Raw genomic sequence first — 24,537 nt, 5'->3', positions numbered from 1 at the left:
GGAGACATAGCAGTTTTTACATTGGTTTATATGGTCAAACCTGGGTAAAGTTTAAGGATTGTTGTCTAGAATTAGTAACCGAATTAATGAGACTCAATCCTAATAAACGAAAGTATTATCAACGAGGTATAAGGGCTAGGTTGCTTATAGAATCTGCATTTTAGCTTATTTCGTCGCCCCCTCAGGTTAGTACCACCCAAAAGTCATTTATTATTGACGGAAAAAAGATTAAGTCTGACAATCAATTTTACAATAAGCGCAATGCACTACTTCAATCTATCAAAGACTTACAAGGTATCAAAGCCTTAACTAATAGACAAGCCAGATTGCTAAGGAAGCGAAATCACAAAATCAGGGATTTCGCTAACAAAGCAGCTAGGTATGTCGTAAATTGGTGTAGGGAAAACAAGATCAGCAAGATTGTTATCGGGTACAACCCTGACCTAAAACAAAGGGTCAATATGGGCAAGCGAAACAATCAAAAATTCACCCAAATTCCGATTTATATGTTTAAGGACAAGCTGGAAAGCCTCTGTCAACGGTATGGGATTGAACTAGCTGAGCAAGAAGAGTCCTACACTAGTAAAGCGTCTAGTCTGGATCAGGATGAATTACCCGTCTGGAATGCTGATAACCCAAAAAAATACACATTCAGCGGGAAAAGAGTAAAGCGTGGATTATATCGAACCAGTAAAGGTTGGCTGATCAACGCTGATTGCAACGGAGCACTGAATATAATCCGCAAACATACAAGTAAGCCTAATGATTTTATCGGAGGGTGTAGAGGCTGTTTGGCTCAGCCGTTAAGGGTTTTCTACTCTTAAGAATCCCTCACTATAATCTTCGATGAGCGTGATGGGAGTGTCAACTAGGCTATGACTGTATTCCTAAAAGGTGGCAATTTCACACGTTACTCAAGTTCTATGCAGATTATTCTCAGTACATCTATTGGAGACTGTCTAAAGCTAATCTTCAACGAGTGATAGGGAAAATCCGTGAAGCTTTAGCAAGTCTCAAGACATTCCAATTATCCATGAGCAGAAATCTCTCCCAAAACTCGATCCAATAAGTAAAAGGAATGCAGTCGGTTCTGAGGGGGTTTCCCCCACTAGCGCTTTGCATCAAGACAAAGCCTGACTTTCAAGTCAGGCTAACTCACTCAAGCTAAAATCTTAGGTGCGCTCTTACCATTAAGAATTAAATTCGCGCTTATTGTCGCACCTCTTGTTCGCGCCCTATCCAAAAGGAAGGGGCGCTTCGGGTCTATGGCTCTGAGCACTTCAATTATCAGCACTCATGAATGAAACCTGATCCCCTTGAGGCAGCTGAGTAGTAATCACCGCCTGTTGGAGTATGGGGGTTTTAACAACAGAATCATTGGCCAAAGAAAACAGCGGATTGGACAAAATCCCTGCCAGAGAGGTCGCAATTAACGACATCACTAAACCGACCTGTAACGGACGCATACCGGGTAAACTCCAGCGAATTTCGGGATAATTCTTCACCACATCCGACATTTCTTGAGGTTCCTTCACTACCATCATCTTGACCACACGGATGTAGTAGTAAATCGAAACCACACTAGTTAGCAAACCTATTAACACTAAAGTATACAATCCTGCTTGCCAACCAGCCCAGAATAAATAGATTTTACCAAAGAATCCAGCAAAGGGTGGAATCCCACCTAAAGACAGCAAACAAACACTTAAAACCAAAGTCAGCAGTGGGTCCTTGTGATAAAGACCAGCATACTCACTAATTTGGTCAGTACCAGTGCGTAGGGTAAACAGAATGACACAAGCGAAAGCCCCTAAGTTCATAAACAAGTACACCAGCATGTAGAAAATCATGCTAGCGTAACCGGCTTGGGTCCCAGCAATGAAACCAATCATCACAAACCCAGCCTGAGCAATAGAGGAATAGGCTAGCATCCGTTTCATGCTCGATTGAGTTAGGGCAACCACGTTACCCAAAATCATACTTAGGATAGTCAAAGCAGTGAATACAAAATGCCACTGATCGCTTAACAATGGGAAAGCAGTGATCAGTAGACGAATCGCTAGGGCAAAGCCAGCGGCTTTAGAACCAACTGAGAGAAACGCTACCACTGGGGTGGGAGAACCCTCGTAAACATCGGGAGTCCATTGGTGGAAAGGAACTGCTGAGATTTTAAAAGCAATACCAGCGATCGCAAACACCAAGGCAATCAGAAGACCTAGGGATTGACCGGATTCTAGGTCAGCAACTCCAAGAGCGATCGCACTCAACTGGGTTTGTCCCCCAGATAACCCATATAATAGGGAGACACCATACAAAAATACGGCTGAACTGGCTGCTCCAATCAGCAAATATTTCAACGCGGCCTCATTTGAACGGGGGTCACGTTTCATGTAACCCGTCATCAGGTAGGACGAAATACTGAGGGTTTCGAGGGATATAAAAATCGTGACCAGTTCCGCCGCCCCGGACAGGAACATCCCTCCTAAAGTAGCCGTGAGCAAAATGCCAATAAATTCTGCCAAGGATGTACCCGACTGCTGCACATAACGAATTGACATCAAAATCGTTGACACAGTCGATAGGGCAATGATGCCACGAAATGCCACACTCAGGGTGTCACCATTAAATTCCCCAAAGAAGGCGATGGGATTTGCAGCATCCCATTGGAAGTACAGGGCAACTATGGCAGCAAGTAGACCCCCAATGGCTACATAGGAAATAGTTTGAGCAGACTTTTTCCCAGCAATCAGGTCAATGATTAACACTAGCAAGAGGGTAATCACTACAATCCCCTCTGGCAAAATTACCCCAGCATTCAACTGGGCGGCAAGATTGGCAAAATCCATAGGCTTTAATGATATGATCTATGGTTATTTGAGTATCCAGATTAACTTTCTTATCATATCGGTGATTGTAGCTAGTTGGGCAAAAGGCTTGTATGGCTTGGAGATTGGACAAACTAGAATTCAGTATTTATGCCGTTTCACTGCCCTCTGTGCCACGGTAAGGTGAGACTAGCTGTGTCCTACACCGGAGCAATGTTACCTTTGAAGGCAACGAACGAATTGTTTACAAATCTTTAAGCAGACGTGAGAGGAATTGGGAGAGGGGTGTACTGAGGGTGTTAACGGTGCTCTATTGGTTAGCCATCACTACATGAGCTATTCGTGGTTTACCTCTAGGTAAACATTATTTCTAGCACAATCCGAAAAAGTGGGGAGTACTGCTGAAGCGCATATTAAGTAGCCCTTAAATCCCCGTACCGATGGTCGAGTTGGCTCACTCCCTTTCCGACACAGTTGCTCCTTGTTCGTGTTAGGCTGCGACACAAGTGGCGTACTGTAGAAATTAATAGGCAAGCTTATACTGCCATCAGGGGGTTGTACTTAATGCTGGAAAACTATGGTGGAAAACTATGCTGGCAAACAATACCCACACTCAGTAGGGAGCAAGTATACTGGCTTACTCCCTCGACCTTTGAGAAATAGTATTTAAATTAGACTATTCAACACCGCCGCTATTGTTGAAACTCCGATGACAACCCTTGTAATTGTCGAATCTCCTACTAAAGCTCGCACCATTCGGAACTACTTACCTTCTAGTTACCAGGTCGAAGCCTCCATGGGTCACGTCCGTGATTTACCTCAATCAGCTAGTGAAATCCCCGAAAAATACAAGGGGGAAAAGTGGGCTAAGTTTGGGGTGAATGTGGACGCTGACTTTGAACCCCTTTACCTGGTGCCTAAAGACAAGAAACAGGTTGTCCAACAGCTCAAAGCAGCTCTGAAAGATTCTGATGAACTGATTTTGGCTACGGATGAAGACCGAGAAGGGGAGAGTATTAGTTGGCATTTGTTACAAATCTTAAAGCCGACAGTGCCAACTAAGCGGATGGTATTTCATGAAATCACTAAGGATGCTATTCAAAATGCCCTACAAAACTGCCGTGAGATCGATGATCAGGTGGTAAGAGCTCAGGAAACAAGGCGGATTCTTGACCGACTCGTGGGCTACACCCTCTCACCGCTGCTGTGGAAAAAAGTGGCTTGGGGCTTATCAGCTGGTCGGGTACAGTCTGTAGCAGTGCGGCTGTTGGTAACTCGAGAACGGCAACGCCGTGCCTTCCGCAAGGGCACCTATTGGGATTTGAAAGGGATTCTACAGCGAGAAGGAAGTTCCTTTGACGCTAAGCTAGTAACCCTGGATAAGGTTAAAATTGCTACCGGTAGTGATTTCGATGCCAATACAGGTAACATTATCCAAGGTAGGCAGGTCAAATTGTTGAGTGAACTGGAGGCGAAAGCACTCAAAGACCGCCTGATCGATAAAGTCTGGACGGTTACTAATTTACAAGAACGACCTGTTACTCGCAAACCCTCACCCCCCTTTACTACCTCGACCCTCCAACAGGAAGCAAACCGGAAACTGGGACTATCGGCTCGTGATACGATGCGGACTGCCCAGAGTCTGTATGAAAAGGGTTTCATTACCTATATGCGTACAGACTCAGTACATTTGTCTGAACAAGCGATCACAGCAGCCCGTAGCTGCGTTGAACAAAAATACGGGGTAGAGTACCTTAGCCCCAAGCCGAGAAAGTATACCACTAAGAGCAAAGGAGCTCAAGAAGCTCACGAAGCTATTCGTCCAGCAGGGAGTACATTCAAAACGTCTCAAGAAACGGGATTAAGCGATCGCGAATTTAAAGTCTATGACCTGATTTGGAAGCGTACCGTTGCTTGTCAAATGGCGGATGCTCGACAAACTCAAATTGTGGTTGATTTGCAAGTGGAAAATGCCGGATTTCGGGCTACCGGTAAGCGCATTGACTTCCCAGGTTATCTCAGGGCTTATGTGGAAGGGTCTGATGACCCCAACGCTGCTCTAGAAAACCAGGAAGTGATTCTGCCAGCTTTGAAAGTCGGAGATCATCCTAACTGTAGAGAACTAGAAGCTATCGGTCACGAAACCCAACCCCCAGCCCGTTACACGGAAGCGACTTTGGTCAAAACCTTGGAACAAGAGGGGATTGGTCGTCCCAGTACCTACGCTAGTATTATTGGTACTATCATTGACCGAGGCTATGCTCAGAAACTGAAAAATGCCCTTGCTCCCACCTTTACCGCGTTTGCAGTTACTAATTTGCTCGAACAAAACTTTCCCGACTTGGTGGACACGAGCTTCACGGCCAAAATGGAGCGCACCTTAGATGAGATTGCCAATGGGGCAGCGCACTGGCTTCCTTACCTGCAGAACTTTTATTTGGGAGAAAAGGGTCTCGACAACCAAGTCAAGGAACGGATTAATGAGATTGACCCCATTGTTGCCCGTACTGTTGAACTCGAAGACCTCGATGCTAGAGTCCGGATCGGGAAATTTGGTCCCTATGTCGAAGTGGACAATGGCAATGGTGTATTTACTGCTTCGATTCCCCAAGACCTCACCCCAGCTGAATTAAACATTGAGCAGGTTCAGGTACTGATTCAGCAGAAAATGGAGGGGCCAGACAAATTGGGACTACACCCGGAAACTGGTGAACCAATTTATATCCTTAATGGCAATTATGGTCCCTATCTACAGCTAGGTGACGTAACAGAGGATAAGAAGAAAAAACCCAAACGTGTCTCTTTGCCTAAGGGGGTAAATAAGGAAGATGTACACCTAGAAATGGCAGTGGGTCTCCTAGCACTCCCCCGCCTTCTCGGTCCTCATCCGGAAACAGGCAAACCCGTCAAAACCGCAATCGGACGCTTTGGTCCTTATGTTGTCCATGACCAAGGGAAAGAGGGCAAAGATTACCGCTCCCTTAAAGGTGAGGATAACGTCTTGACAATTACCATAGACCGTGCACTAGAGCTGCTGGCACAACCTAAGAGGACAAGGGGCGGTTCTCGCAGCAAGACTAAAACACCCTTACGGGAACTAGGGGTTCATCCTAAAGATGGCGAACCAGTCAATATTTATCAGGGTCCGTATGGGGTATATGTGAACCATGGCAAAGTTAATGCCTCTCTGCCAGAGGGAAAATCCATGGAGGAGTTAACCTTAGAAACTGCCTTGGAACTCATAGCAGCTAAGGCGTCATCGGGTAAATCTGGTCGCAAGTCCAGTAAATCAACTACTTCCACCAAAAAGAAAACCTCTGGGAAATCCACCAAGAAGACTACTAAGAAAACAAAAGATGATGACCAAGAGGGTAAGTCAGAGAGTGAATAAGTAATTGTACTTGCTGACAAACTGATTAAAATCAGGATATATAATAAGATGTGACAACACACTTGTCAAGTGGAAACTAGGAAGTTTGAATTGAAGCAAAAACTCTTATCCTTTATTCATGTTCCTTCATCCTTCCTGCTGACCACTGCCTCTTTACTCATTTCTGTGACATTCCCCCTTTCGCCTGTTCTTGGTCAAGACGAAACTAGTCTTGACCAAACTAGTCTTGACCAAACTAGTCTTGACCAAACTAGTCTTGACCAAACTAGTCTTGACCAAACTAGTCTTGACCAAACTAGTCTTGACCAAACTAGTCTTGACCAAACTAGTCTTGACCAAGTCACTCCACCCCAGCAGCTCTATGTTAAAGGTCGCCAACAGTTAAGTACAGGTCAATTACAAGAGGCTTTACAGAGCTTCCAGCAGTACCTAGAACTTAAACGAAACATTGGCGATCGCTATCAAGAAGGAGTAGCGCTATATTTTATTGGGTGGGTTCATGATGAACTGGGTCAATATCAGTTAGCAAGGTCGTTCTTTGAGCAATCCTTAGCAATTGATCGAGAATTAGGCGATCGTACCGGGGAAGGGAGTACTCTTAATAATCTGGGGTTAACGTATTCCAACCTAGGGGACGATCAAAAGTCCCTAGAATTCTATCAACAAGCCTTAGCCATCTACCGAGAAGTGAGCAATCGTGGCTACGAAGGCAGGACTCTCCATAATTTGGGGAATATATACTATAAGCTGGGTCAGGAGCACCAGTCCCTGGATTCCTACCAGCAAGCTCTCGATATCTATCGAGAAATACTGGATAATCCCGAAAACAATTCTCTAGTGTCACAGGCAGACCAAGGAACACTGCTTAATAGCCTAGGGTTAGTTTACCACCGTCTAGGCAACCACGAACAGGAACAGTTGTCCTATCAGGAAGCCTTGACTATTGCCCAGGAAGTAAGCGATCGCATTTCAGTGGGAATGCTTCTGAATAATTTAGGTATCGCTTACCATCGTCTAGGAAAGTACGAACAAGCATTCTTAACCTACCAACAAGCCCTAGTGATTCATCGGGAAGTGGGTTCAAAAGCTGGGGAAGCATTTACCTTTAGGACTATTGGTGCTGTACTGGCGGCACAAAACCAGCCAGAACTAGCGATTATTTTTCATAAGCAAGCAGTCAATGTATATCAGTCCCTGGGGCAAGATGTCACTAAACTGTCTCAAGAGAAATTGTCTCAGGAGCAAAAGCAGTCCTATAAACTCAACTTGGATAATGCCTATCTAAGTTTATCTGAGTTGCTGCAGCAACAAAAACGGGTGCAGTCGGCGCAACTGGTGCTAAATTTATTCCCAGTGCCAGAACAAAAAGACGATTTGTCTAATCAGGACAAGACTCAAACTAGGGTTCACGAAAAAATACCATACTTACCTGAGGAGGAGCAAATCAAAGCAGGCTATGAGGAGATTTTACAGCAGCAGCTTTCCCTCAGGGAACAACTCAATCAACTGATTACTATTCCGATAGCAGAAAGAACTCCTGTTCAGCAAGACCGTATTCTTGAGTTTAGGCAAAAGGAGCAGCAGCTGACCCAGGAATTTCTGCAATTCCTCAACAGTTCTAAGGTTAAGAACCTAGTGACACAGTTGAAGGAGAGGGGGTAGTGTGGGGAGAGAGGGGAGAGCACAAGAGTTTGGGGAGAGGGAAGAATTAGTTTGGGATTAATTTGGTATCTTTAAATACTTTTTTTATCATTGTCTTGATGAATTTGCTCATCTGATTCCCCATCTCCCCATCTCCCCAAACCTCCCGACTCCCGACTCCCGACTCCCGACTCCCGACTCCCGACTCCCGACTCCCTAAAACCGAGATCGACGTAAGATTCTCCGCCAGTCATACTTTAATGACAAGGGGAACTGGATTCGATCCCAGACACTGCGGTTATCAAAGCTAACTGGTCCTGGTCCAAAGGTTGCTACCATCAATAATCCACCAATTAGTCCTAGATTTTTCAGAAATTGAATTTCTTGCATTTGATTAGAGAAATCTGTGTGAAAAATCAAGGTCGTGGGAATTAAAAATCCAATTAGCGCTAATGCTCCCCAACGAGCTTTATAGCCTAGTAATACGGATAATCCACCCCCCAACAGTATAATGATGGTGGGAATAATCAGTATACCGGGAACCCCTTTGGATTCCATCAATTGTTGAGTATAGGTTGGGTTAAGTAGTTTATCGATACCAGCTTTAATAAAAATAGCACAAAGGCATATCCGCCCTAGGAGTGGAATGTATTTTTTCATGATTTCCAGGTTTTTTGATCAGCGCTATAACGCTCTATTATAGGAAATGGAATCAAGGATGTTATAGTTCAACTGCCGTATAGTCCAGCAGTAAACATATTTGCTGACTTCCCTACTCCCTACTCCGTACTCCCGCGCAACCCATAAAGAAAGTACCTCACAGCAATTAAGAACTGCAATAGTATTGATAGTTGGGCCAACGCACCTCGACCCAACCAACCTACTCGCTCGATTACCAGTTATAAATCAGCGACTGGATAAAAATTAGTTGAAGGGAAATGGTTTCGTCTCAACTTTTGGATTACCATTATTGTTATCGAAAAAACAAATATGTTGAAAAGGAACCTGTGACCAACCAGTAAAATCTTCAGTCAGTGGTTCGGAAGAAATAATAACAGAGCGTACATCTTCATCTGCTGCAGATTCCATCTTAAAACCATCATAATCTCCAAAATTTTTGCCCTTCAATGACCAAACAGGACTCTTGAGGAGGTACAATGCATCTTTTTCACTATCGCTTTTCAGCTCTTGTAATTCTTCATTTGTTAATTTTTGCCAGTCACCTGGTACATTTAGCTGTCGGTTATAGCCAATCCCGAGATTGGCAACTAATAAATCATTACTATCTGCCAGGAACAATTTTATAACACTGATTCCTTCACAATTGTACTCAGTTTGAACATCAAGAATAATTTTAACTGTCTTGTTGATAGCATCTATAATTTCATCAACAGACAAATCCTTGGTCGGATCATCGACCTGTGACATAATTAGAGCATAGATTACCTCAGTATCGGTACTTCCCTCTAGATTCTGGATAATTTCTGGTCTGCACTTATTTAATAAAGGGAAGCGAATCTCTTGAAACCCGTATATCCAGCCATTGTGTGCTAAAGCTAAACGGAATCCTGGAAAAATAAACGGGTGGCAATTATGCTCATGGACAACCGCTTCATAAGTGTAGTATGCTGCTCGGATGTGGGATAAAAGTAAATTAGTCTCATGACTCTCACACAAAGACTGTAAATTTCTGTCATAAAAAGGTGGTTTAGTTCCTTTATAGATGAAAGGATAATTGGCGGTGAGAGTGTCTTTTTTCCAAGTAGCAAGTCCAAACCCTGCTAACTGTACCATATGATGGTAATCTGAATCGTAACTTTGATTAACCAAAGAATTATCAGGTTCGAGGATTAACTTGGAAATTGCTAAAGGTTCTCCAATATATCCCAGTACTCTGCACATAGATACTATCCTTGATGTCATTATTTGTAGAGTTCAGGTAAAGTATATCGTATAGGTGACACTTGGTGGTGAGCAATGTTGTACTGATATCTCGCACCATTGTGATGAATCCTATCATGGACAGTGACTAGGTAAGCTATCAGCTATCAGCTATCAGCTATCAGCTATCAGCTATCAGCTATCAGTTATCAGCTATCAGCTATCAGCTATCAGCTATCAGCTATCAGCTATCAGTTTGTGAATGAAAGAGGTAACCATTTTTTGATCTGAGTGAAGTCACAGGCTGGAAGCCTGTGCCACGAAGCTGACCGCTGACCGCTGACTGCACCTCAAGTAGCGTGCGCGTAGCGCATATACTTACCAACTATCTTCATTGTCGAAGCTAGGGAGATCGGGAGATGGGGAAGACTCCGTAACGGTAACTTCCTCTACCTGGGACGGTTTACTCTTTCTTTCCTTAGCCAGTTGCTCAACAGTATCACTAATCACAACCGTTAAGTTTTCCCGGGTTTGAGCATGGTTGGCTTGCTCAGTCTTTAAGGCATCAATTAAGCGATCGCGTTCTGCCATGACCGACTTAAGGGTTGCCCTTAATTCCTCAACCGTTTGCAGTTGTTCCAGATTCTGCTCAATACTCGATACCGTCTCCAGTTGATCTGATTTGAGTTGAAATCCGTCTTGTTGTAATTGTTGGAGTTGAGCCTTGAGAGTTTCGATTTGCTCTTGAGCGAGTTGGCTTTCTATACGCCGTTGCTGAGCTTCAGTATTATATAACTGACGCCAATGAGCTGCACTTTTATCCGCAGCTTGGCACTCTTTAATGCTATCTGCCAGCTGCTGCTTAAGTTCCTTGATTTGGGCTAACCATTGGGTAACTGACCCATTGTTGCTCATCAACAACTACTCCATCGGCTATAGCACTTCAAATATAATCAAATTAAATCACGGTTGAGAGTTGAGGGTTGTAAGCATGTGCGTTATGGGCATAAACTTTTCCCGTAGTGTGGCCACAGGCTGATACGCGACACGCTGATACGCGACACGCTGAAAGCTGATAGCTGATAGCTGAATGCTTACTGAGGGTTAACGGTCAACTGTCAATAAAATAGTAAAGTGTGTCGATTGAACTACTGAACACTAGTAATGGGCAAACTATAGGTAAAATTGGCAAATTAATTCATAGCAAGCCCCTGTAGAAATCAGAACCTATGCTATCTAAGCGTTTTTTTCTTTTCTTCCGTTTCTTTGGTTACCTGAATCTGGTAACCCTCAGGGAGACTTTCACCCGTGCGATGGAACGTCGCTTAATGGGTCTATCTGCTGAAATGGCATATAACGCCATGTTAGCTCTGTTTCCAGCAATTTTAGCAATTCTGACAGCGATTGGCTTGTTTGAATATTCCTTACAATTAACCTGGTACCACCACCCTCCCGAGCTGAGTGAAGTGGCACAGAATCAAGCTCTGAGAATGATGAAGGAAGTGGGTCCGGCTCAGGCACTGGAGCCGATTGAGAAATTTACCGAGCAGATTCACCTCAGCACCAATAGCAGTCTATTTTCCCTGAGTTTTATCATAGCCATTTGGGTATCTTCTGGGGCACTGAGTGCAGCGATGAATGCCCTTGATCACATCCACAACATTCCCCGAGAGCAACAACGACCCTTTTGGAAAGCTAAGTTGATTTCTCTGGGCTTAACCATTGGTAGTATCATACTGCTGGTGATTGCCTCTTTTTTGGTATTTATCAGTCACTGGGTGCTAAAAACAGTCGTTGATACGAGTGGATATTCAATCTTGTTGACACTATGGAGTATGTTGACCTGGCCCGTAGCCTTGAGTATGGTGGCGGCATCCTTTGCCTTTATCTATCGCTACGGACCAAGCCGTTGGCAGATCGGAACACCGATATTGCCAGGAGCAGTTTTAGCAGCCATTTCCTGGGCAGTGGCTTCAGGGTTGTTTCGGCACTACGTTGGTGCCAATTTCACCAATTACAACAAAGTCTATGGTACTGTAACAGCTGTGATTATCTTACAGGTTTGGCTTTACATGACTTCTCTGGTACTGTTATTAGGGGACCAGTTGAATGTGATAGTAGGAGAAGCAATGCAAGCATCCCAGATGAGAGCTAGACCAATAAGAAAATTAGCCAAGGCCAAAAAATAATGATATGAGCTAAAACTTTAGAATTAAGAATTAAGAATTAAGAATTAAGAATTGAGAATTAAGAATTGAGAATTAAGAATTGAGAATTAAGAATTAAGAATTAAGAATTAAGAATTGAGAATTAAGAATTAAGAATTAAGAATTAAGAATTAAGAATTTACCATTCTGCCTTATCCGTTCAACATTCAACATTCAACATTCAACATTCAACATTCAACATTCAACATTCAACATTCAACATTCAACATTCAACATTCAACCAAACAACCTTCAACCTATTAAACCCCATGAGGAATGATCGCAAAACATCGACCTTAAGGCGTGTACGTCGGGTAAGCTACCTACTGGATAATGCTATTCCTATCCCTGGAACACGTTATCGGATTGGTTTAGATCCCATCATCGGTCTGTTACCAGGGGGTGGTGATTTTGTGGGAACTATCATTTCATCATACATTGTGGTAGAAGCAGCACGACTGGGAGTGTCTCGATCTACCTTGGTGGAGATGGTGCTAAATATCCTTCTTGAGACAGTTAGTGGTTCTATACCAGTCTTAGGGGATTTGGTGGATGCGGCGTGGAAGGCAAATGTCAAAAATGTCGAGTTGTTAGAGAAAGAACTAAATGTATCATCATCAACACCACAAAAATCCGATTGGTTGTTTCTGGTCTTACTGTTGTCCGGGTTGGCTGTAGTTTTGGTAGTTGCTGTGGGGATTAGTCTTGCGATCGCAGCCTGGGTGATCAGGACAATTACTAGCTGATCAACAATGTCTGGGGTTGCTGAATGGAAGTAAAAAGACACAAACTATGGCAGAAAAACAATTAGCGCAATTTTCCCTAGCGGATGGAACTACATTTTTGGTAGAAGTGGAAAAACCAGAAAGCCGTGGTATTGAGCGAGTCAGCCTGGGAGGAAAACAAGTCCTCAAGGCACGGCAGACCTTTGAAGAAGCTCTAGATCAAATCAAACCGGTTGCTTCTGCGGTGATCACCAAATTGCGCGACCTCAACCAACCCGCCGATGAAGTGGAGGTAAAATTTGGTTTGAAGTTGACGGCAGATGCGGGAGCCGTCTTTGCCTCTGTGGGTGGCGAAGTGAGCTATGAAATTACCTTGAAATGGAGTAATAAGAATCAGGCCAAGTCGAGGATAAATTAAATCAATGGATTTTAATGCCCATAAGACTTCAATTATTCGACTCTTTTATCAAGACCAAGTCGTTGGTATTGGCTTTCTGGTATCCGAACACTATGCGTTAACCTGTGCTCATGTCGTAGCAGATGTATTGTTAATTCCTAGAAGGACAAAGAGCTGCCCTGAGGGAGAAATAAACGTTGATTTTCCTTTACTTAATTCCAAAGATAAATTTTCGGCGAGGGTGGTTTGCTGGCATCCTGTATCTCCTTTAGAAGATTCCGAAGAAGCGATAGAAGATATTGCTGTTTTGAAGCTTGATAACCTTCCTGCTTCTGCTAACGCGACTCGCCTGCTGTTATCAGAAAATCTTGCAAATAATCGATTTAAAGTATTTGGCTGTCCTCAGAACGTTTCTTTTGGGGTTTGGGTAACTGGGGTATTATCGGAGCAAAATGCTAAACAATGGATTCAACTGGAAACTCTAACTGGATACGGAATTGAACCAGGATTTAGTGGTTCTCCGGTTTGGGATGAAGAGTTACAGGGAGTGGTGGGGATGGTAGTTGCGGCAGACCGCAAGCGAGAGGCAAAAGTCGCGTTTATGATTTCGACACAAATTTTATTGAAAGCTTGGGTATATTTGGAGTCAATTGTTATCCGAACTAAGGAAATAGAAAAGCAAGTTAAGCCAGGTTTGTTCTCTGCTAAGAAAAAGTTTCTCGAACAACGAAAGAGAGAGTTGGAAGAAAACGTCGAAGCGGTCAGAAAGCAAATGGGGTTTACGTCAGATTTAGATAAATCTCGAAATTTGGAACAAAAAATAACTTTCTATTTTGAAAAAATAGAAGAAATTGACAGAGAGCTTGGGGGTTTTTAGATAAAAATTTCAAAAATGACAACTAGCACAGAAATCGAAAATCTACAAAAAATTTGTAATCTATGGAATCAACGCATTGAAGATGTCATAAAAGAGATGAGTTTCACTTCAGAGCTGGATCAGCTGGAAAATTTAGATAGAAAGTTTCAGTACTACTCTGAACAACTCAAAAAGTTCGAGAATAAACTCAATTTATTAAAAACTAAGAGCGATTCCTCCGCTAGTCCTAATCCACAACATACTATTTCTAATAAAATCTCTAAAATTAACTTCCATAACCAAAAAAAAATCGTCAATTATATTCTAGACAATTGTTTAGGTGAACAAGGAGGCTTGGCTTTATTTTTACTTGACAATACCTCCTTGATGCGAGGAGATTTATGTGTTGCAGAAATTCAATACTATCTTAGTAGCAAAAGTTATGGTAAACTTAAGTATTGTCCTATAGACCCCTTCTTAAGACCTGATATTTCCGATGAGCGAAGTTTGCTAAATGCGATCGCGGATTATTTTAAGCCAATTGAACCTCATCCCAATGATCAACAATACATCCATAAAATTATTGAGAAGATCGGTGACAGTGTACAGGGAGGAAGCATTGTTTTTTTTGATTTTACCAATTGGGATTCTCTTACTGAAAATGATGATAGACTTTTATCTTGGTTTATTGAGTATTTTTGGAAGTCTTTGAACCAAAAACATCAAGATATTTCCCAGGATTACTCTTGGGTTAAGTTTTTGTTGTTTTGTTCTATAAGTTCAATCATACCTGAATCTTATCAAAAGCTGAGTTATTGTTGTAATTACAACGAGTTTGATAGTTTAAAAATAATCAAATTGCCTTTGAGTAAATGGAAAGAAAGTGATATTGATCATTGGCTTCAACAAGTCTATGGATTATCTAAACCAAAAAGCAAAAAAATAGCCAGAACAATTTATAAATCATCTAATCGTGGTATTCCTAGTACAGTTTGCTCAAAATTAGAACAATATTTAGCTAAATTAGTAAAGGAATAGTTAATGAATCCTCCTAAATACATCTTCCAGGGCAATCCAAAACATCGACCTAAACAATGTCATCCAGATTCTCCCACAGAATTAGAACCCTATATTGCAGACAGCGAATTAATTGAAGCCGTGAATTTGGCAATTTTCCTCCAAAGACCTCTGTTAATTGAAGGAGAATCGGGATGTGGTAAAACCCGATTAGCAGTAGCAGTGGCTTATGAGTTAGGGTTGCCCTTTTATCGCTGGGATATTCGTTCAACCACGAAAGTCCAAGAGGGATTATATGAATACGATGCGATTTTGCGCTTGCATGATGTCCAAACCCAAAACTTAACCCCGTCTATTAATCCGAAAACTGGACAACCGAGAAATCCTCAAGAACCAAAAGATTACCGTGAACTAGGTTCCCTGGGAAAAGCGTTTAAATCCCACGACTATCCGGCAGTGTTGCTAATTGATGAAATTGACAAGGCTGATGTAGATTTCCCCAATGATTTACTGTCGATATTGGATAAACCTTGTAAATTTTTTATTCGGGAAACAGGAGAAACCATTGAGGCGAATCAAGAGCAACTACCAATTATCATTATTACCAGTAATAAAGAAAAAGGCAGTCTCCCCTCTCCCTTCTTACGCCGCTGTTTATATCACTATGTGCGTTTCCCTAGTAAACCAGAAGAGTTAGAGAAAATTGTCAAGGTTCACTATCAACAGAAACAGAAACCAGAGACAATGGCAATGCCCAAATCCGATTTAGTGACGACTGCGATCGCTAAATTTTTAAAGATACGACAGGATAAAAGTCTGTTTAAACCTCCGGGGACCAGTGAGTTTCTGGATTGGCTGGCTGCCTTACATCACTTTAAATCGGAACCCTATGCTGTGACTAAACTCCAGCAAGACAATACAATTCCCTATCGAGATTTAGTCTTTAAATTGCGGCAAGATTGGCAAAATCCCAATTATGCAGGTTCATGATACCAATTTCCTTTAATGAGGCTACAGATCAGATCCCCCCTAGCCCCCCTTGAAAAAGGGGGGAACTGGACTTAAAGTCCCTCTTGTTAAGGAGAACTGGAGTTAAAATCCCCCTTGTTAAGGAGAACTGGAGTTAAAGTCCCCCTGGTTAAGGCAGGGCTGTTTCATTCTGGCCAAAAATAGATGGGGAGATGGGGAGATGGGGACCCACCCCTAACCCCTCCCAGGAGGGGAATAAGGAGCGCGAATAGTCGGAATTTTGGCCAAATTTATCTAACCCTCCTCGAAGGCCGAATCACGAATTGTTAGTCATTGGAGTTGCTTCCTCCCAACTAATTTGTCAGATTTTAATGACTAAATTTGGGGATTTTTCGGAAAATTTTGAGCTATTTTCCTATCCCCCTATCCCCCTATCCCCCTATCTCCTTTTCTCGTTAACTTATTAAACTTTGAAACAGCCCTGCCCTTGAAAAAGGGGGGAACTGGAGTTAAAGTCCCCCTGGTTAAGGGGAACTGGAGTTAAAGTCCCTCTTGTTAAGGAGAACTGGAGTTAAAATCCCCCTTGAAAAAGGGGTAAACTCGACTTAAAGTCCCCCTTGAAAAAGGGGTAAACTCGACTTAAAGTCCCCCTTGAAAAAGGGGTAAACTCGACTTAAAGTCCCCCTTGAAAAAGGGGGGAACTGGAGTTAAAGTCCCCCTTGTTAAGGGGGATTTAGGGGGATCTTCTACGTGTTACACTGTCTTATGAAATTGGTATGACTAACGTTAATCCCCACCCTCTGTTAACTCGCCTGTTTTACCGGTTGCGCCGGGATGGGTTTGCTTTGGGAATTAATGAATATTTAGCTGCCTTACAAGCTATTGAAGGCGGCTGGGGAGTGCAGGATGCCAATGCTCTCAAAAAACTCCTGCGATCGCTTTGGTGTCATTCCCTAGCCCAACAAGACCATTTAGACGTCATTTTTCGTTCCATTAGCGCAGAAGAAAGCCAAGAGAAGGCAAAACCTAGGGAAATTCCCTCAGAATCCCCCGAATCATCGTCCTCCCCTAAGAATCCTCCTCCTGTTTCCCCTGGGGAACAAGTTCCATCGATGGTAGACTCTCCGACTCCAGTTCCTGAATTATCCTTACTGCCGGTCAAATCATCAATCAATTTATTAGAACACACAGAAGACCGGGATTTCCAAGGGTATTATCCCATTTCTCGCAGGTATATGGTTTATAGCTGGCGTTATTTACGGCGGATGGTGGCAGATGGTAGAGAGGATGTTCTGGATGTGGAAGGGACAATTGCCAACGTCTGCCAACAGGGATTTTTTTTAAAGCCGAAATACAGCCGAAGGGAGCAAAATCACGCTGATTTGCTCTTGTTGCTGGATCAGGAAGGCTCCATGACTCCCTTTCACCGTTTTACGCGAGATTTAGTCGAAACCGCCCAAGACGAAAGTAATATCGAACGGGTGCGGGTGGGCTATTTCCACAACGTTCCCGCAGAGTATGTTTATAAAGACCCTTATCTAACCGAAAAGGTAAAGTTTGAGTGGATTTTGGCAGAGTCTGATGGGGATACCAGTGTTTTAATTGTCAGCGATGGGGGAGCAGCTCGTGGCGATCGCCGTTCCGAAAGATTTTCAGCAACGGCTGAAGTTTTGTGGCACATTAGACAGCATACCAAGTTAATAGCCTGGTTGAATCCCGTTCCCTCTGAACGCTGGCAGGGAAGCACTGCCCAATTTATCGCTCATTTAGTACCAATGTACCCTCTGGATCCTCATGGGTTAAATCAAGCGATCGCACAGATTCGTTAAGATCTATGACAACTTCCTCATCTGACCAATTAACCGAAGAAATAGCCAAGCAACAAGTTGAACGGTTTGTGGCCAGGTTTGAGCCCAACTATCGCTATCTAGCTTGTCATTGCGCCTTACCCTTGGTTTTGACTCCGGAATTGGTGAATTATATCCGAGTGCAATTTTTACTCAACGAGGAAGTGCCTTGGATAGCAGAAGCGGATTTACTGTTGTCGGAGTTGTGCCGTCCAGTTGGTTATGAATTATATGCCATGACTCCGGCGGTACGGTCTCATTTATTGGCACAATTTGAAACACCAGAATTTCAGCACAAATTTGGCAGAAATCGCCTCAAATCCGTTGCCCAATTGCTGATGGATTACGTTACTTATTTAATGGGAACCAATCCCGCCAGCCGACAGCGAGAATTCCAGGCACAACAATGGGCAGCAATGGTGTATTTAGATCAACATCGCACTCAAGCAGAAGAAGAGATTGCTAAAGCCCTACAAGGATTGGTTCACCGAGGAAAAAATGGACAGGCAGAATTAGCCCGATTACAGCGTTTAATTCAAGAATTTAGACCCCAGTTGAGTCAATATGACTCCTTAATGAAATTTGCTGAATCCCTCGGAATCTGGCTCAAAGGTCAAATTCCCCCAGATTTAACGCAGATACTAAAAAATGTACTCATCACTCAAGCAATTCAAGCTCAATTTGTATATAAATTTGGAGGAGGGCAAGGAAATAGATTTTGGACCAGAAATTTAAAATTAAATGGTGAAGGCAACCAAATCGTTTTGAGTAAAGGAGGGCAAATAAATGCAACGATGGAGATTAATTATGATTGCCCTGAATGTGGGACAGCTATTAACCAAATTATTGTCGGTATAGCAGGAGAAGAGAGCGCCCAAGCTTGTGTTTGGATGGGGGGAAGTACAAGCAATGGCTGGCAAACCGTGTCATTCTCCTTAAATATTCCTTATACTCCTGGTGTCTATTACATTCGTACTCGCTACGCTCAAGCCTATAATCGCGATAACGCATTAAGTTGGTGGACAATAGATCGTCCTGAAGGTCCCACTGAACAAGCAAATATTGGTGCTGTTGTAGTAGGAATGAATCAGATTTTTGCGTACGCTGGAGAATATGTTTGTGCAGTGAAATGGGGAGGACGATCTGGGAACTGGCATGAAGGGATAGAACATTTGTTTATTTCTAAGCAGGGTGAGGTGTGGTTGCGTTCTCGGTTTGGCTTAGCAGCGATCCAAAACTGGACATTGGAAGGGCAAACACTGTCTTGGGATTTTGAGGATAATGAGACTGCTGCTAGTATCACCTTTAACGTTGGGAGTGAAGATGGCTATTTCTGGGAAGGTGAGCAGACAGGAAGGTTATTTGAAGGATGGTTACAGAATCCAGAAGAAGGCAGAATTGATTTTCGCGGTAAATTAGTTGCTGAGGTAGTGCCAAAATTCTTCGAGTTTGAGGTGCTAACGGTAAATGCACAAGGTCAAGAAATTAACCGAGAAACCCACTCCGCCCAATACTTCACTGAAGACTTGGGAAATGGTATCACCTTGGACATGGTTGCCATCCCTGGTGGGACTTTCGAGATGGGTTCCCCAGAAACAGAAGAGGGGCATAGCAACAGTGAAAGTCCCCAGCATCAAGTCACCGTTAAATCCTTTTTCATGGGTAAATACCAAGTGACCCAAGCCCAATGGCAAGCGGTCGCTGCCCTAACCCAAGTCAACAGAGAACTTAAACCCAATCCATCCTATTTTAAAGGGGAAGACCGACCTGTTGAGGGAGTCTCTTGGTATGATGCGGTGGAGTTTTGTGCGCGGCTGTCTGAGTATACCAAACGCCCTTATCGCTTGCCCAGTGAAGCCGAGTGGGAGTATGCCTGTAGAGCCGGAACAACCACCCCGTTTCATTTTGGCGAGACAATTACAACGGACCTAGCTAACTATCATGGCAACTCTACTTATGGCTCTGGTTATAAAGGCAAATATGTTCAGGAAACAACCCCAGTAGGAAGTTTTGGACTAGGCAATGACTTTGGACTCTACGATATGCATGGGAATGTTTGGGAGTGGTGTGCAGACCATTGGCATGATAACTATGAAGGTGCGCCGACAGATGGCACTGCCTGGCAAGATGAACCGGATAGTAATAATGAAAATGATAATAAACATCGGCTGTGGCGGGGTGGTTCCTGCTACACCATGCCTAAAAACTGCCGTTCTGGGTCTCGCGGCGTCTTTAATTGGGACTGGACGCACCTCGTCGGCAATATTGGTTTTCGTGTGGTGTGTGCCCAGGAGTGGACTCCCTAACCCTTTACCCTTTTTCCAATGTGGAACAGGCTTCCAGCCTGTGATAGGCAGGCAAATTTTTTGGTATGGCAGTTGAAGTAAAGGTTAAGACATATTTCTGCTGCGAAGCTCCGTATTCCCTAAGAACTTTCAAGACTAAATAATTTGGCAAAAAGGCATGGATATAGCCTAAAAGTGTGATTTAATGACGTCTAAAGTGTTAGAGGGGTTTTTTAGCTATTAGGTGAGCTTGACCTTGGCGAATTAAATTCACCACGGGTCGCACCTGAGGTACACAGGATTTTTTCCCTGTTCCCTATTCCCTGTTCCCTAGAGCCTAAAATTATGACGTTGAAAATTTTCTGTGACCAGAACTATCTCCCAGAGGGCATGACCTATGAGGCAATTCTATATCCCTTTTGGGGCAAGCCTCCAGAAAATCCTGAGGATCCCATTAGTAGTTGTTTTGACCACTATGTAGAGATTGGAAAGTCTCTATTTAAGATGTCGTCTCTGGAGGAAGCAGATATTGCTATTGTACCAGTTAATTGGGCACTATGGAATTCTGAATTGGAAGATAAAGCCAGACAATTAGCAGAAAACGTTAAATTAGCAGGCAAACCCTTAATCAGCTTTTTTGGTGGGGCTTCTTCCCATGTTAACTTACCGATTGAAAGTGATTTTGTATTCCGTAACTCCCTCTATCGCTCCCTGAGAAAAAACACCGATTTCACCCTACCTCAGTGGAGCGAAGACTTTGTTGAAAACTATCTGGACAACAAACTCAATATCCGCCAAAAACGCTTAAAACCTGTCGTTGGTTTCTGTGGATATGCCGTCAAACCAAATACCAAAACCAATTTAAACGTTTTATGCTCTAGAGTCAAAAAGAATGTCTTGAACTCGAAAACTAGTATCCCTCCCTATAATTGGGGACATGTGTTAAGACGTCGAGCCCTAGATATCTTAGCCAAAGACCCTAACATAATCACCAACTTTATGATTAGAGACAACCTAGTTTTCTTGAATCAACCGGACGTCAAGTTAAAGCAAAAGCATCGACTAGAATTTGTCCATAATTTAATAGACAGTGACTATATCTTCTGTTGCCGTGGGTCAGGAAACAATTCCTTTCGTTTCTATGAAGCATTGTGCTGTGGCAGAATTCCAGTTCTTGTAGATACCGATTGTGTGCTTCCCTACGACTTTGACATTGATTGGAAGAAATACTGTGTTTGGATAAAGGAGAATGAACTTCATTTAATTGGCGAGAAAATTGCTGAGTTTCACGACAATCTATCATCCCGGGAATTTGTAGATTTACAGTATGAGTGTCGCCGGATTTGGAAAGAACGAGTATCTCCAGAAGGGTTCTTTAGTAATTTCCATCGTCATCTGCCTATAGCAAAGGGAACAGGGAATAGGGAACAGGCAACAGTAGGGTGCATCTGATATAGCGCTACGCGCAAGTCAGAAGTTAGAAGTCAGAAGTCAGAAGTCAAAAGTAAGCTAGGACTATGTTTCGGAGTTTAGGAGCGATGCAGCGCGGTCTTGGGGGTTTCCCCGGAGACAAAACCTTAGATAGTGGAGCCTTTATAGTTAGCAGGTTATGCAGAAAAGGGTTAAATATTTTTTAATAAGGCTCCACTATCTTACGGTAAATTCAAACCACTCGCGCTTTGCATCAAGACAATGTCAAACATCTAAATGCGTAGTGCTATTTTTGTAAAAAAGAAGGGAAGTGTGGGGCGGGGGCGCGGGATTTTTATTAGAATTTTTTGCTAATTTAATAAAATAGAAACTACTAGGTCAGTTTGCACCATGAAAGTCACAACTAAACTAGCACAATTAAGAGTTAATTCCGGAAATATCAGTTACGAATAAATTTCTGAATCTACGGGAATCAATCGGCAACAATTAAGGGAACTAGAAAATGGCGAAGCGAATGCGATGAAGCAAAGCTTCCGCTAAGAGCGATCGCTTTTACTACCCTCGCTCAACTCTGTGCTTTCTTTCACTGTAGTCCCAACGATTTATTGATAGTAGACTGGGAGGGGGAAGAAATAGCCCCACCTACTGCTGAAGAAATAGAGAAAGCTTCACAGATAATCAAACAGGCATTTGCCCGTGCTGAGGCGATGCCACCCCGTTCTCCGGAGGAAATTTGGGATAGTTTTGAAGGGACTATCGAGGGAATTTCATCGAGAAAATTGACGCTTGATTTTCCAGGCTTTTAATTTAGCGCGAACCGCTTCTTGTCCAGGTAAGGGAGGTTTTTTAGCAATCTGCTCAAAACGCTCCCGATTTTTTTCTTCCCAATAGTCTCGAATCTCTTGAGCTATCTTCAAAACGGTTTGATACTCCGCTTCTACTTCCCTACGGTGATTATCAATATAGGATAAGGCTGCATCAAGTTGCTCATCAGTTATAGACAGCCAGTTTCCCATTAATTTGGGTGTCCATCCGGCCTCAAGATGACCCATGATATCATAAATTGTAATGCGCGTACCTGCTATTGTCAGTCCCCGTTCTGTACGAATAATGGCGGCTTCGCAATTTTGGTGATCGGATACTGGAGTCATGCTCACTTCAGGTGTAGGTTTTGCTTTCATTGTATCTGACAAATATCTGACAAATATAGTTATGCAAACCGCCGTAACTTATAACCTTAGTGCTATAACGGCTTAGTTGTCCGAATGACGTACCAAACCTCAGATCATTTTATGCATCTGATGGTTTCTCCTTGACACGCTCTTTCCAATATCCTGGCTCACGACTACAGTGCATCACCGCCACAATTAGAATGTAATCTTCCTCAATAGTGTATAAAATCCCGTAGGGAAATTTACGTGTCAGACATCGACGAATATCTTCATCAAGAACAGCCCAACTCGTTGGTGACGCAACAATTCGGAAAATTGCATCCTCAACTACATTGATAAATGCCTGTGCCAATTCAACTCTACGTTCTGCGTAAAACTCGACTGCTTCACCATATTCAGTCAAGGCTGCTGGGTGAAAGACATATTTCATGGCTCCAGAAGTCGCCTCACCCTAGCTAACCCTTCCTCTCCAGGAATAGGCTGAACCATACCACTTCGGATTTCATCTCGACGCTTCTTAGCTTCACCTACCCAAAGTGTTTGTAGGTTATCGTCTACATCAAACTCAAGACTTTCAACCAGCTTCTCTGCCAACAATGCTCTCCATGCACTGGGCAAAGATAAAGCTTCTTTCATTACTTGATCAACAGAGACCATAACATTCGGGCATCATAGATAATACCCAGAGTCTAGCAAAAAAGTAGTAAACATAACACAGAATCAAAATGCGATTGGCCGTAGGCCACGCTACGCGATTGACCGTAGGTCACGCTACTTGAGGTGCATCTACTGAATTTGATATCAAATCAGGCGCTGGCAAAGCCACAAAGCAAAGACTGGAATTGTACTTGCGGCGCAACCAATTCAAATAGCGCTGATAAATCCAAAAGATTCACGGGCTTTTGCATCCCAATCCCAAGTGTAGACATCTTGCGGTGGTACACCTTCACTGTTCATGTTTTGTACAGCGTACTAATTTAAGCTTGTACCCATTCTCCCCTCAATGGACACAGCAAAGGCGCTAGAGCATCGGTTTAGTAATCAAAATCAAAAAATATTATTATTATTACTTATAATTCCTGGGAGTTGGCTGCAATCCAAGTAGCTATAGACTCTTGATTTTCTATTCCTTCTACTAAATTATTAATCTTGATAACGGCTTCTTCTTCTGCCGCCACTAACTCATATCCGTTTAGACGTAAAAAAACGTCGATGACAGCAAGAGCAATTCGCTTGTTACCATCGACGAAAGGATGATTTTTGGCCAAACCAAAAGCGTAGGCTGCTGCGATATCAAACAGACTAGCACTATCACTGTAGGCAAATAAATGTTGAGGTCTAGCTAAACTACTTGAAAGTAAATTCGGGTCTCTTAATCCAAAACATCCGCCATGCTCTACTATTAACTCGTCATGGATAGCTATTACTGCTTGCTCTGGCACCCAGCGAGGCTCTTTCAATGAGCTAATTCCCGAAAAGCATTGCGATAGTTTTTGCGAGTTATCGCGAAAGCTTCCATTGCTGCCTCGAATTCAGAATTATCTTGAATACTAGCAGGATTTGCCACCTTGTCAGCCTGTTCCAAAGGAGCCAAACCCTTAGCCAAGACATGAAGATTGGAAACACCGGAGGGAAACTCCTTACCAAGGGCATTTAACTCACCCTGAAGTTCCGCTGAAAGTGAATCCTCTAGCTGAGTTAGGGCGACCAAGAAGGCTTTGAGGGTGATTGCATCTAGGGAGTTCATGGCTTGAAGTGTGCTTATACTAGCTCCGGCAAGTCAAAAAGGATAAAGCTTCTTCTATTGGGAATCATAGATAATACCCAGAGTGTAGCAAAAAAGTAGTAGGCATAACACAGACTCAAAATGGGATTGACCTACGGTCACGCTAC

The 24,537-nt window shown here is 43.0% G+C and carries 23 protein-coding genes and 1 pseudogene; 14 read left to right on the top strand and 10 right to left on the bottom strand.

Translation table 11 applies throughout. The features are described 5' to 3' along the window. Positions 1 to 164 (top strand): annotated as a pseudogene (locus F6K46_RS24525) (IS4 family transposase); the annotation flags it as partial. Between the two features lie 3 nt (positions 165 to 167). Next, a complete protein-coding gene (locus F6K46_RS24520; RefSeq protein WP_293061631.1) occupies positions 168 to 824 on the top strand; it encodes a transposase in 657 nt (218 codons plus the stop codon). A 456-nt stretch (positions 825 to 1,280) separates the two neighbouring features. Here the strand turns inward: F6K46_RS24520 and F6K46_RS24515 are convergent, their stop codons facing one another. Then, positions 1,281 to 2,846, bottom strand: a complete 1,566-nt coding sequence (locus F6K46_RS24515; protein ID WP_293061629.1) for an NAD(P)H-quinone oxidoreductase subunit N — start codon at positions 2,844 to 2,846, stop codon at positions 1,281 to 1,283. Positions 2,847 to 3,534: 688 nt separating this feature from the next. On the opposite strand from F6K46_RS24515, the gene topA reads away from it, so the two are divergent. Further along, on the top strand, positions 3,535 to 6,216 hold the full coding sequence (topA, locus tag F6K46_RS24510) for a type I DNA topoisomerase (protein ID WP_293061627.1): 2,682 nt from the start codon (positions 3,535 to 3,537) through the stop codon (positions 6,214 to 6,216). Positions 6,217 to 6,306: 90 nt separating this feature from the next. After that, complete coding sequence (locus F6K46_RS24505; RefSeq protein WP_293117441.1) at positions 6,307 to 7,878, top strand: tetratricopeptide repeat protein; 1,572 nt, start codon at positions 6,307 to 6,309, stop codon at positions 7,876 to 7,878. Between the two features lie 71 nt (positions 7,879 to 7,949). On the opposite strand, the gene F6K46_RS24500 is transcribed toward F6K46_RS24505, so the two are convergent. The 4 genes from F6K46_RS24500 to F6K46_RS24485 all read right to left on the bottom strand — a co-directional run bounded on the left by F6K46_RS24500 (position 7,950) and on the right by F6K46_RS24485 (position 10,653). After that, complete coding sequence (locus F6K46_RS24500; protein ID WP_293061622.1) at positions 7,950 to 8,111, bottom strand: hypothetical protein; 162 nt, start codon at positions 8,109 to 8,111, stop codon at positions 7,950 to 7,952. After that, positions 8,074 to 8,517, bottom strand: a complete 444-nt coding sequence (locus F6K46_RS24495) for a DoxX family protein (RefSeq protein ID WP_293061615.1) — start codon at positions 8,515 to 8,517, stop codon at positions 8,074 to 8,076. The genes F6K46_RS24500 and F6K46_RS24495 overlap by 38 nt, the downstream gene beginning before the upstream one ends. A 264-nt stretch (positions 8,518 to 8,781) precedes the next feature. Next, entirely contained in the window at positions 8,782 to 9,759 is a 978-nt protein-coding gene (locus tag F6K46_RS24490; protein WP_075896561.1) for a class II glutamine amidotransferase, read from the bottom strand. Positions 9,760 to 10,116: 357 nt separating this feature from the next. Next, positions 10,117 to 10,653: a hypothetical protein gene (locus F6K46_RS24485; protein ID WP_075896563.1), complete on the bottom strand. Its 537-nt coding sequence runs from the start codon at positions 10,651 to 10,653 to the stop codon at positions 10,117 to 10,119. Positions 10,654 to 10,967: 314 nt separating this feature from the next. Between F6K46_RS24485 and F6K46_RS24480 the strand changes: the two genes are divergently transcribed. The 10 genes from F6K46_RS24480 (at position 10,968) to F6K46_RS24435 (ending at position 22,278) form a co-directional block, all read left to right on the top strand. Next, on the top strand, positions 10,968 to 11,927 hold the full coding sequence (locus F6K46_RS24480; protein ID WP_293061609.1) for a YihY/virulence factor BrkB family protein: 960 nt from the start codon (positions 10,968 to 10,970) through the stop codon (positions 11,925 to 11,927). 287 nt (positions 11,928 to 12,214) lie between these two features. Next, positions 12,215 to 12,691 (top strand): DUF4112 domain-containing protein, encoded by a 477-nt coding sequence (locus F6K46_RS24475; RefSeq protein WP_293061607.1) that lies wholly within the window; start codon positions 12,215 to 12,217, stop codon positions 12,689 to 12,691. A 46-nt stretch (positions 12,692 to 12,737) separates the two neighbouring features. Continuing rightward, positions 12,738 to 13,088 (top strand): CU044_2847 family protein, encoded by a 351-nt coding sequence (locus tag F6K46_RS24470; protein WP_293061605.1) that lies wholly within the window; start codon positions 12,738 to 12,740, stop codon positions 13,086 to 13,088. 4 nt (positions 13,089 to 13,092) lie between these two features. Beyond that, positions 13,093 to 13,944, top strand: coding sequence for a trypsin-like peptidase domain-containing protein (locus F6K46_RS24465; RefSeq protein ID WP_293061603.1), 852 nt, complete (start codon positions 13,093 to 13,095; stop codon positions 13,942 to 13,944). A 15-nt stretch (positions 13,945 to 13,959) separates the two neighbouring features. Further along, positions 13,960 to 14,961, top strand: coding sequence for a hypothetical protein (locus F6K46_RS24460; RefSeq protein WP_293061601.1), 1,002 nt, complete (start codon positions 13,960 to 13,962; stop codon positions 14,959 to 14,961). A gap of 3 nt (positions 14,962 to 14,964) precedes the next feature. After that, a complete protein-coding gene (locus F6K46_RS24455) occupies positions 14,965 to 15,930 on the top strand; it encodes a MoxR family ATPase (RefSeq protein WP_293061599.1) in 966 nt (321 codons plus the stop codon). A 755-nt stretch (positions 15,931 to 16,685) separates the two neighbouring features. Beyond that, a complete protein-coding gene (locus F6K46_RS24450) occupies positions 16,686 to 17,738 on the top strand; it encodes a VWA containing CoxE family protein (RefSeq protein ID WP_293061597.1) in 1,053 nt (350 codons plus the stop codon). 5 nt (positions 17,739 to 17,743) lie between these two features. Continuing rightward, entirely contained in the window at positions 17,744 to 20,062 is a 2,319-nt protein-coding gene (locus F6K46_RS24445; protein ID WP_293061590.1) for an SUMF1/EgtB/PvdO family nonheme iron enzyme, read from the top strand. Positions 20,063 to 20,386: 324 nt separating this feature from the next. Next, on the top strand, positions 20,387 to 21,493 hold the full coding sequence (locus F6K46_RS24440) for an exostosin (protein WP_293061588.1): 1,107 nt from the start codon (positions 20,387 to 20,389) through the stop codon (positions 21,491 to 21,493). Positions 21,494 to 22,077: 584 nt separating this feature from the next. Next, positions 22,078 to 22,278: a hypothetical protein gene (locus F6K46_RS24435; protein WP_293061586.1), complete on the top strand. Its 201-nt coding sequence runs from the start codon at positions 22,078 to 22,080 to the stop codon at positions 22,276 to 22,278. On the opposite strand, the gene F6K46_RS24430 is transcribed toward F6K46_RS24435, so the two are convergent. The 5 genes from F6K46_RS24430 to F6K46_RS24410 all read right to left on the bottom strand — a co-directional run bounded on the left by F6K46_RS24430 (position 22,240) and on the right by F6K46_RS24410 (position 24,391). Continuing rightward, a complete protein-coding gene (locus tag F6K46_RS24430) occupies positions 22,240 to 22,653 on the bottom strand; it encodes a DUF433 domain-containing protein (RefSeq protein ID WP_293117437.1) in 414 nt (137 codons plus the stop codon). The two genes, F6K46_RS24435 and F6K46_RS24430, sit on opposite strands and share 39 nt — an antisense overlap. 109 nt (positions 22,654 to 22,762) lie before the next feature. Next, positions 22,763 to 23,074 carry a type II toxin-antitoxin system RelE/ParE family toxin gene (locus F6K46_RS24425; protein ID WP_293022272.1) on the bottom strand — a complete coding sequence of 104 codons (312 nt, stop codon included), beginning with the start codon at positions 23,072 to 23,074 and terminating at the stop codon, positions 22,763 to 22,765. Next, the gene (locus tag F6K46_RS24420) at positions 23,071 to 23,280 is read right to left on the bottom strand and encodes an addiction module protein (RefSeq protein WP_293022275.1); all 210 of its coding nucleotides are present in this window, start codon (positions 23,278 to 23,280) and stop codon (positions 23,071 to 23,073) included. Before F6K46_RS24420 ends, F6K46_RS24425 begins: the two co-directional genes overlap by 4 nt. A 434-nt stretch (positions 23,281 to 23,714) precedes the next feature. Further along, on the bottom strand, positions 23,715 to 24,104 hold the full coding sequence (locus F6K46_RS24415) for a type II toxin-antitoxin system death-on-curing family toxin (RefSeq protein ID WP_293040800.1): 390 nt from the start codon (positions 24,102 to 24,104) through the stop codon (positions 23,715 to 23,717). After that, positions 24,101 to 24,391, bottom strand: a complete 291-nt coding sequence (locus tag F6K46_RS24410; RefSeq protein WP_293040803.1) for a hypothetical protein — start codon at positions 24,389 to 24,391, stop codon at positions 24,101 to 24,103. Before F6K46_RS24410 ends, F6K46_RS24415 begins: the two co-directional genes overlap by 4 nt. Between the last annotated feature and the right edge of the window lie 146 nt (positions 24,392 to 24,537).

The sequence above is a fragment of the Moorena sp. SIO3E8 genome, assembly GCF_010692445.1.
Lineage (GTDB): Bacteria > Cyanobacteriota > Cyanobacteriia > Cyanobacteriales > Coleofasciculaceae > Moorena > Moorena bouillonii.
Note: the sequence above shows the minus strand (reverse complement) of the source record. Positions and strands in the feature narration are given on the sequence as shown.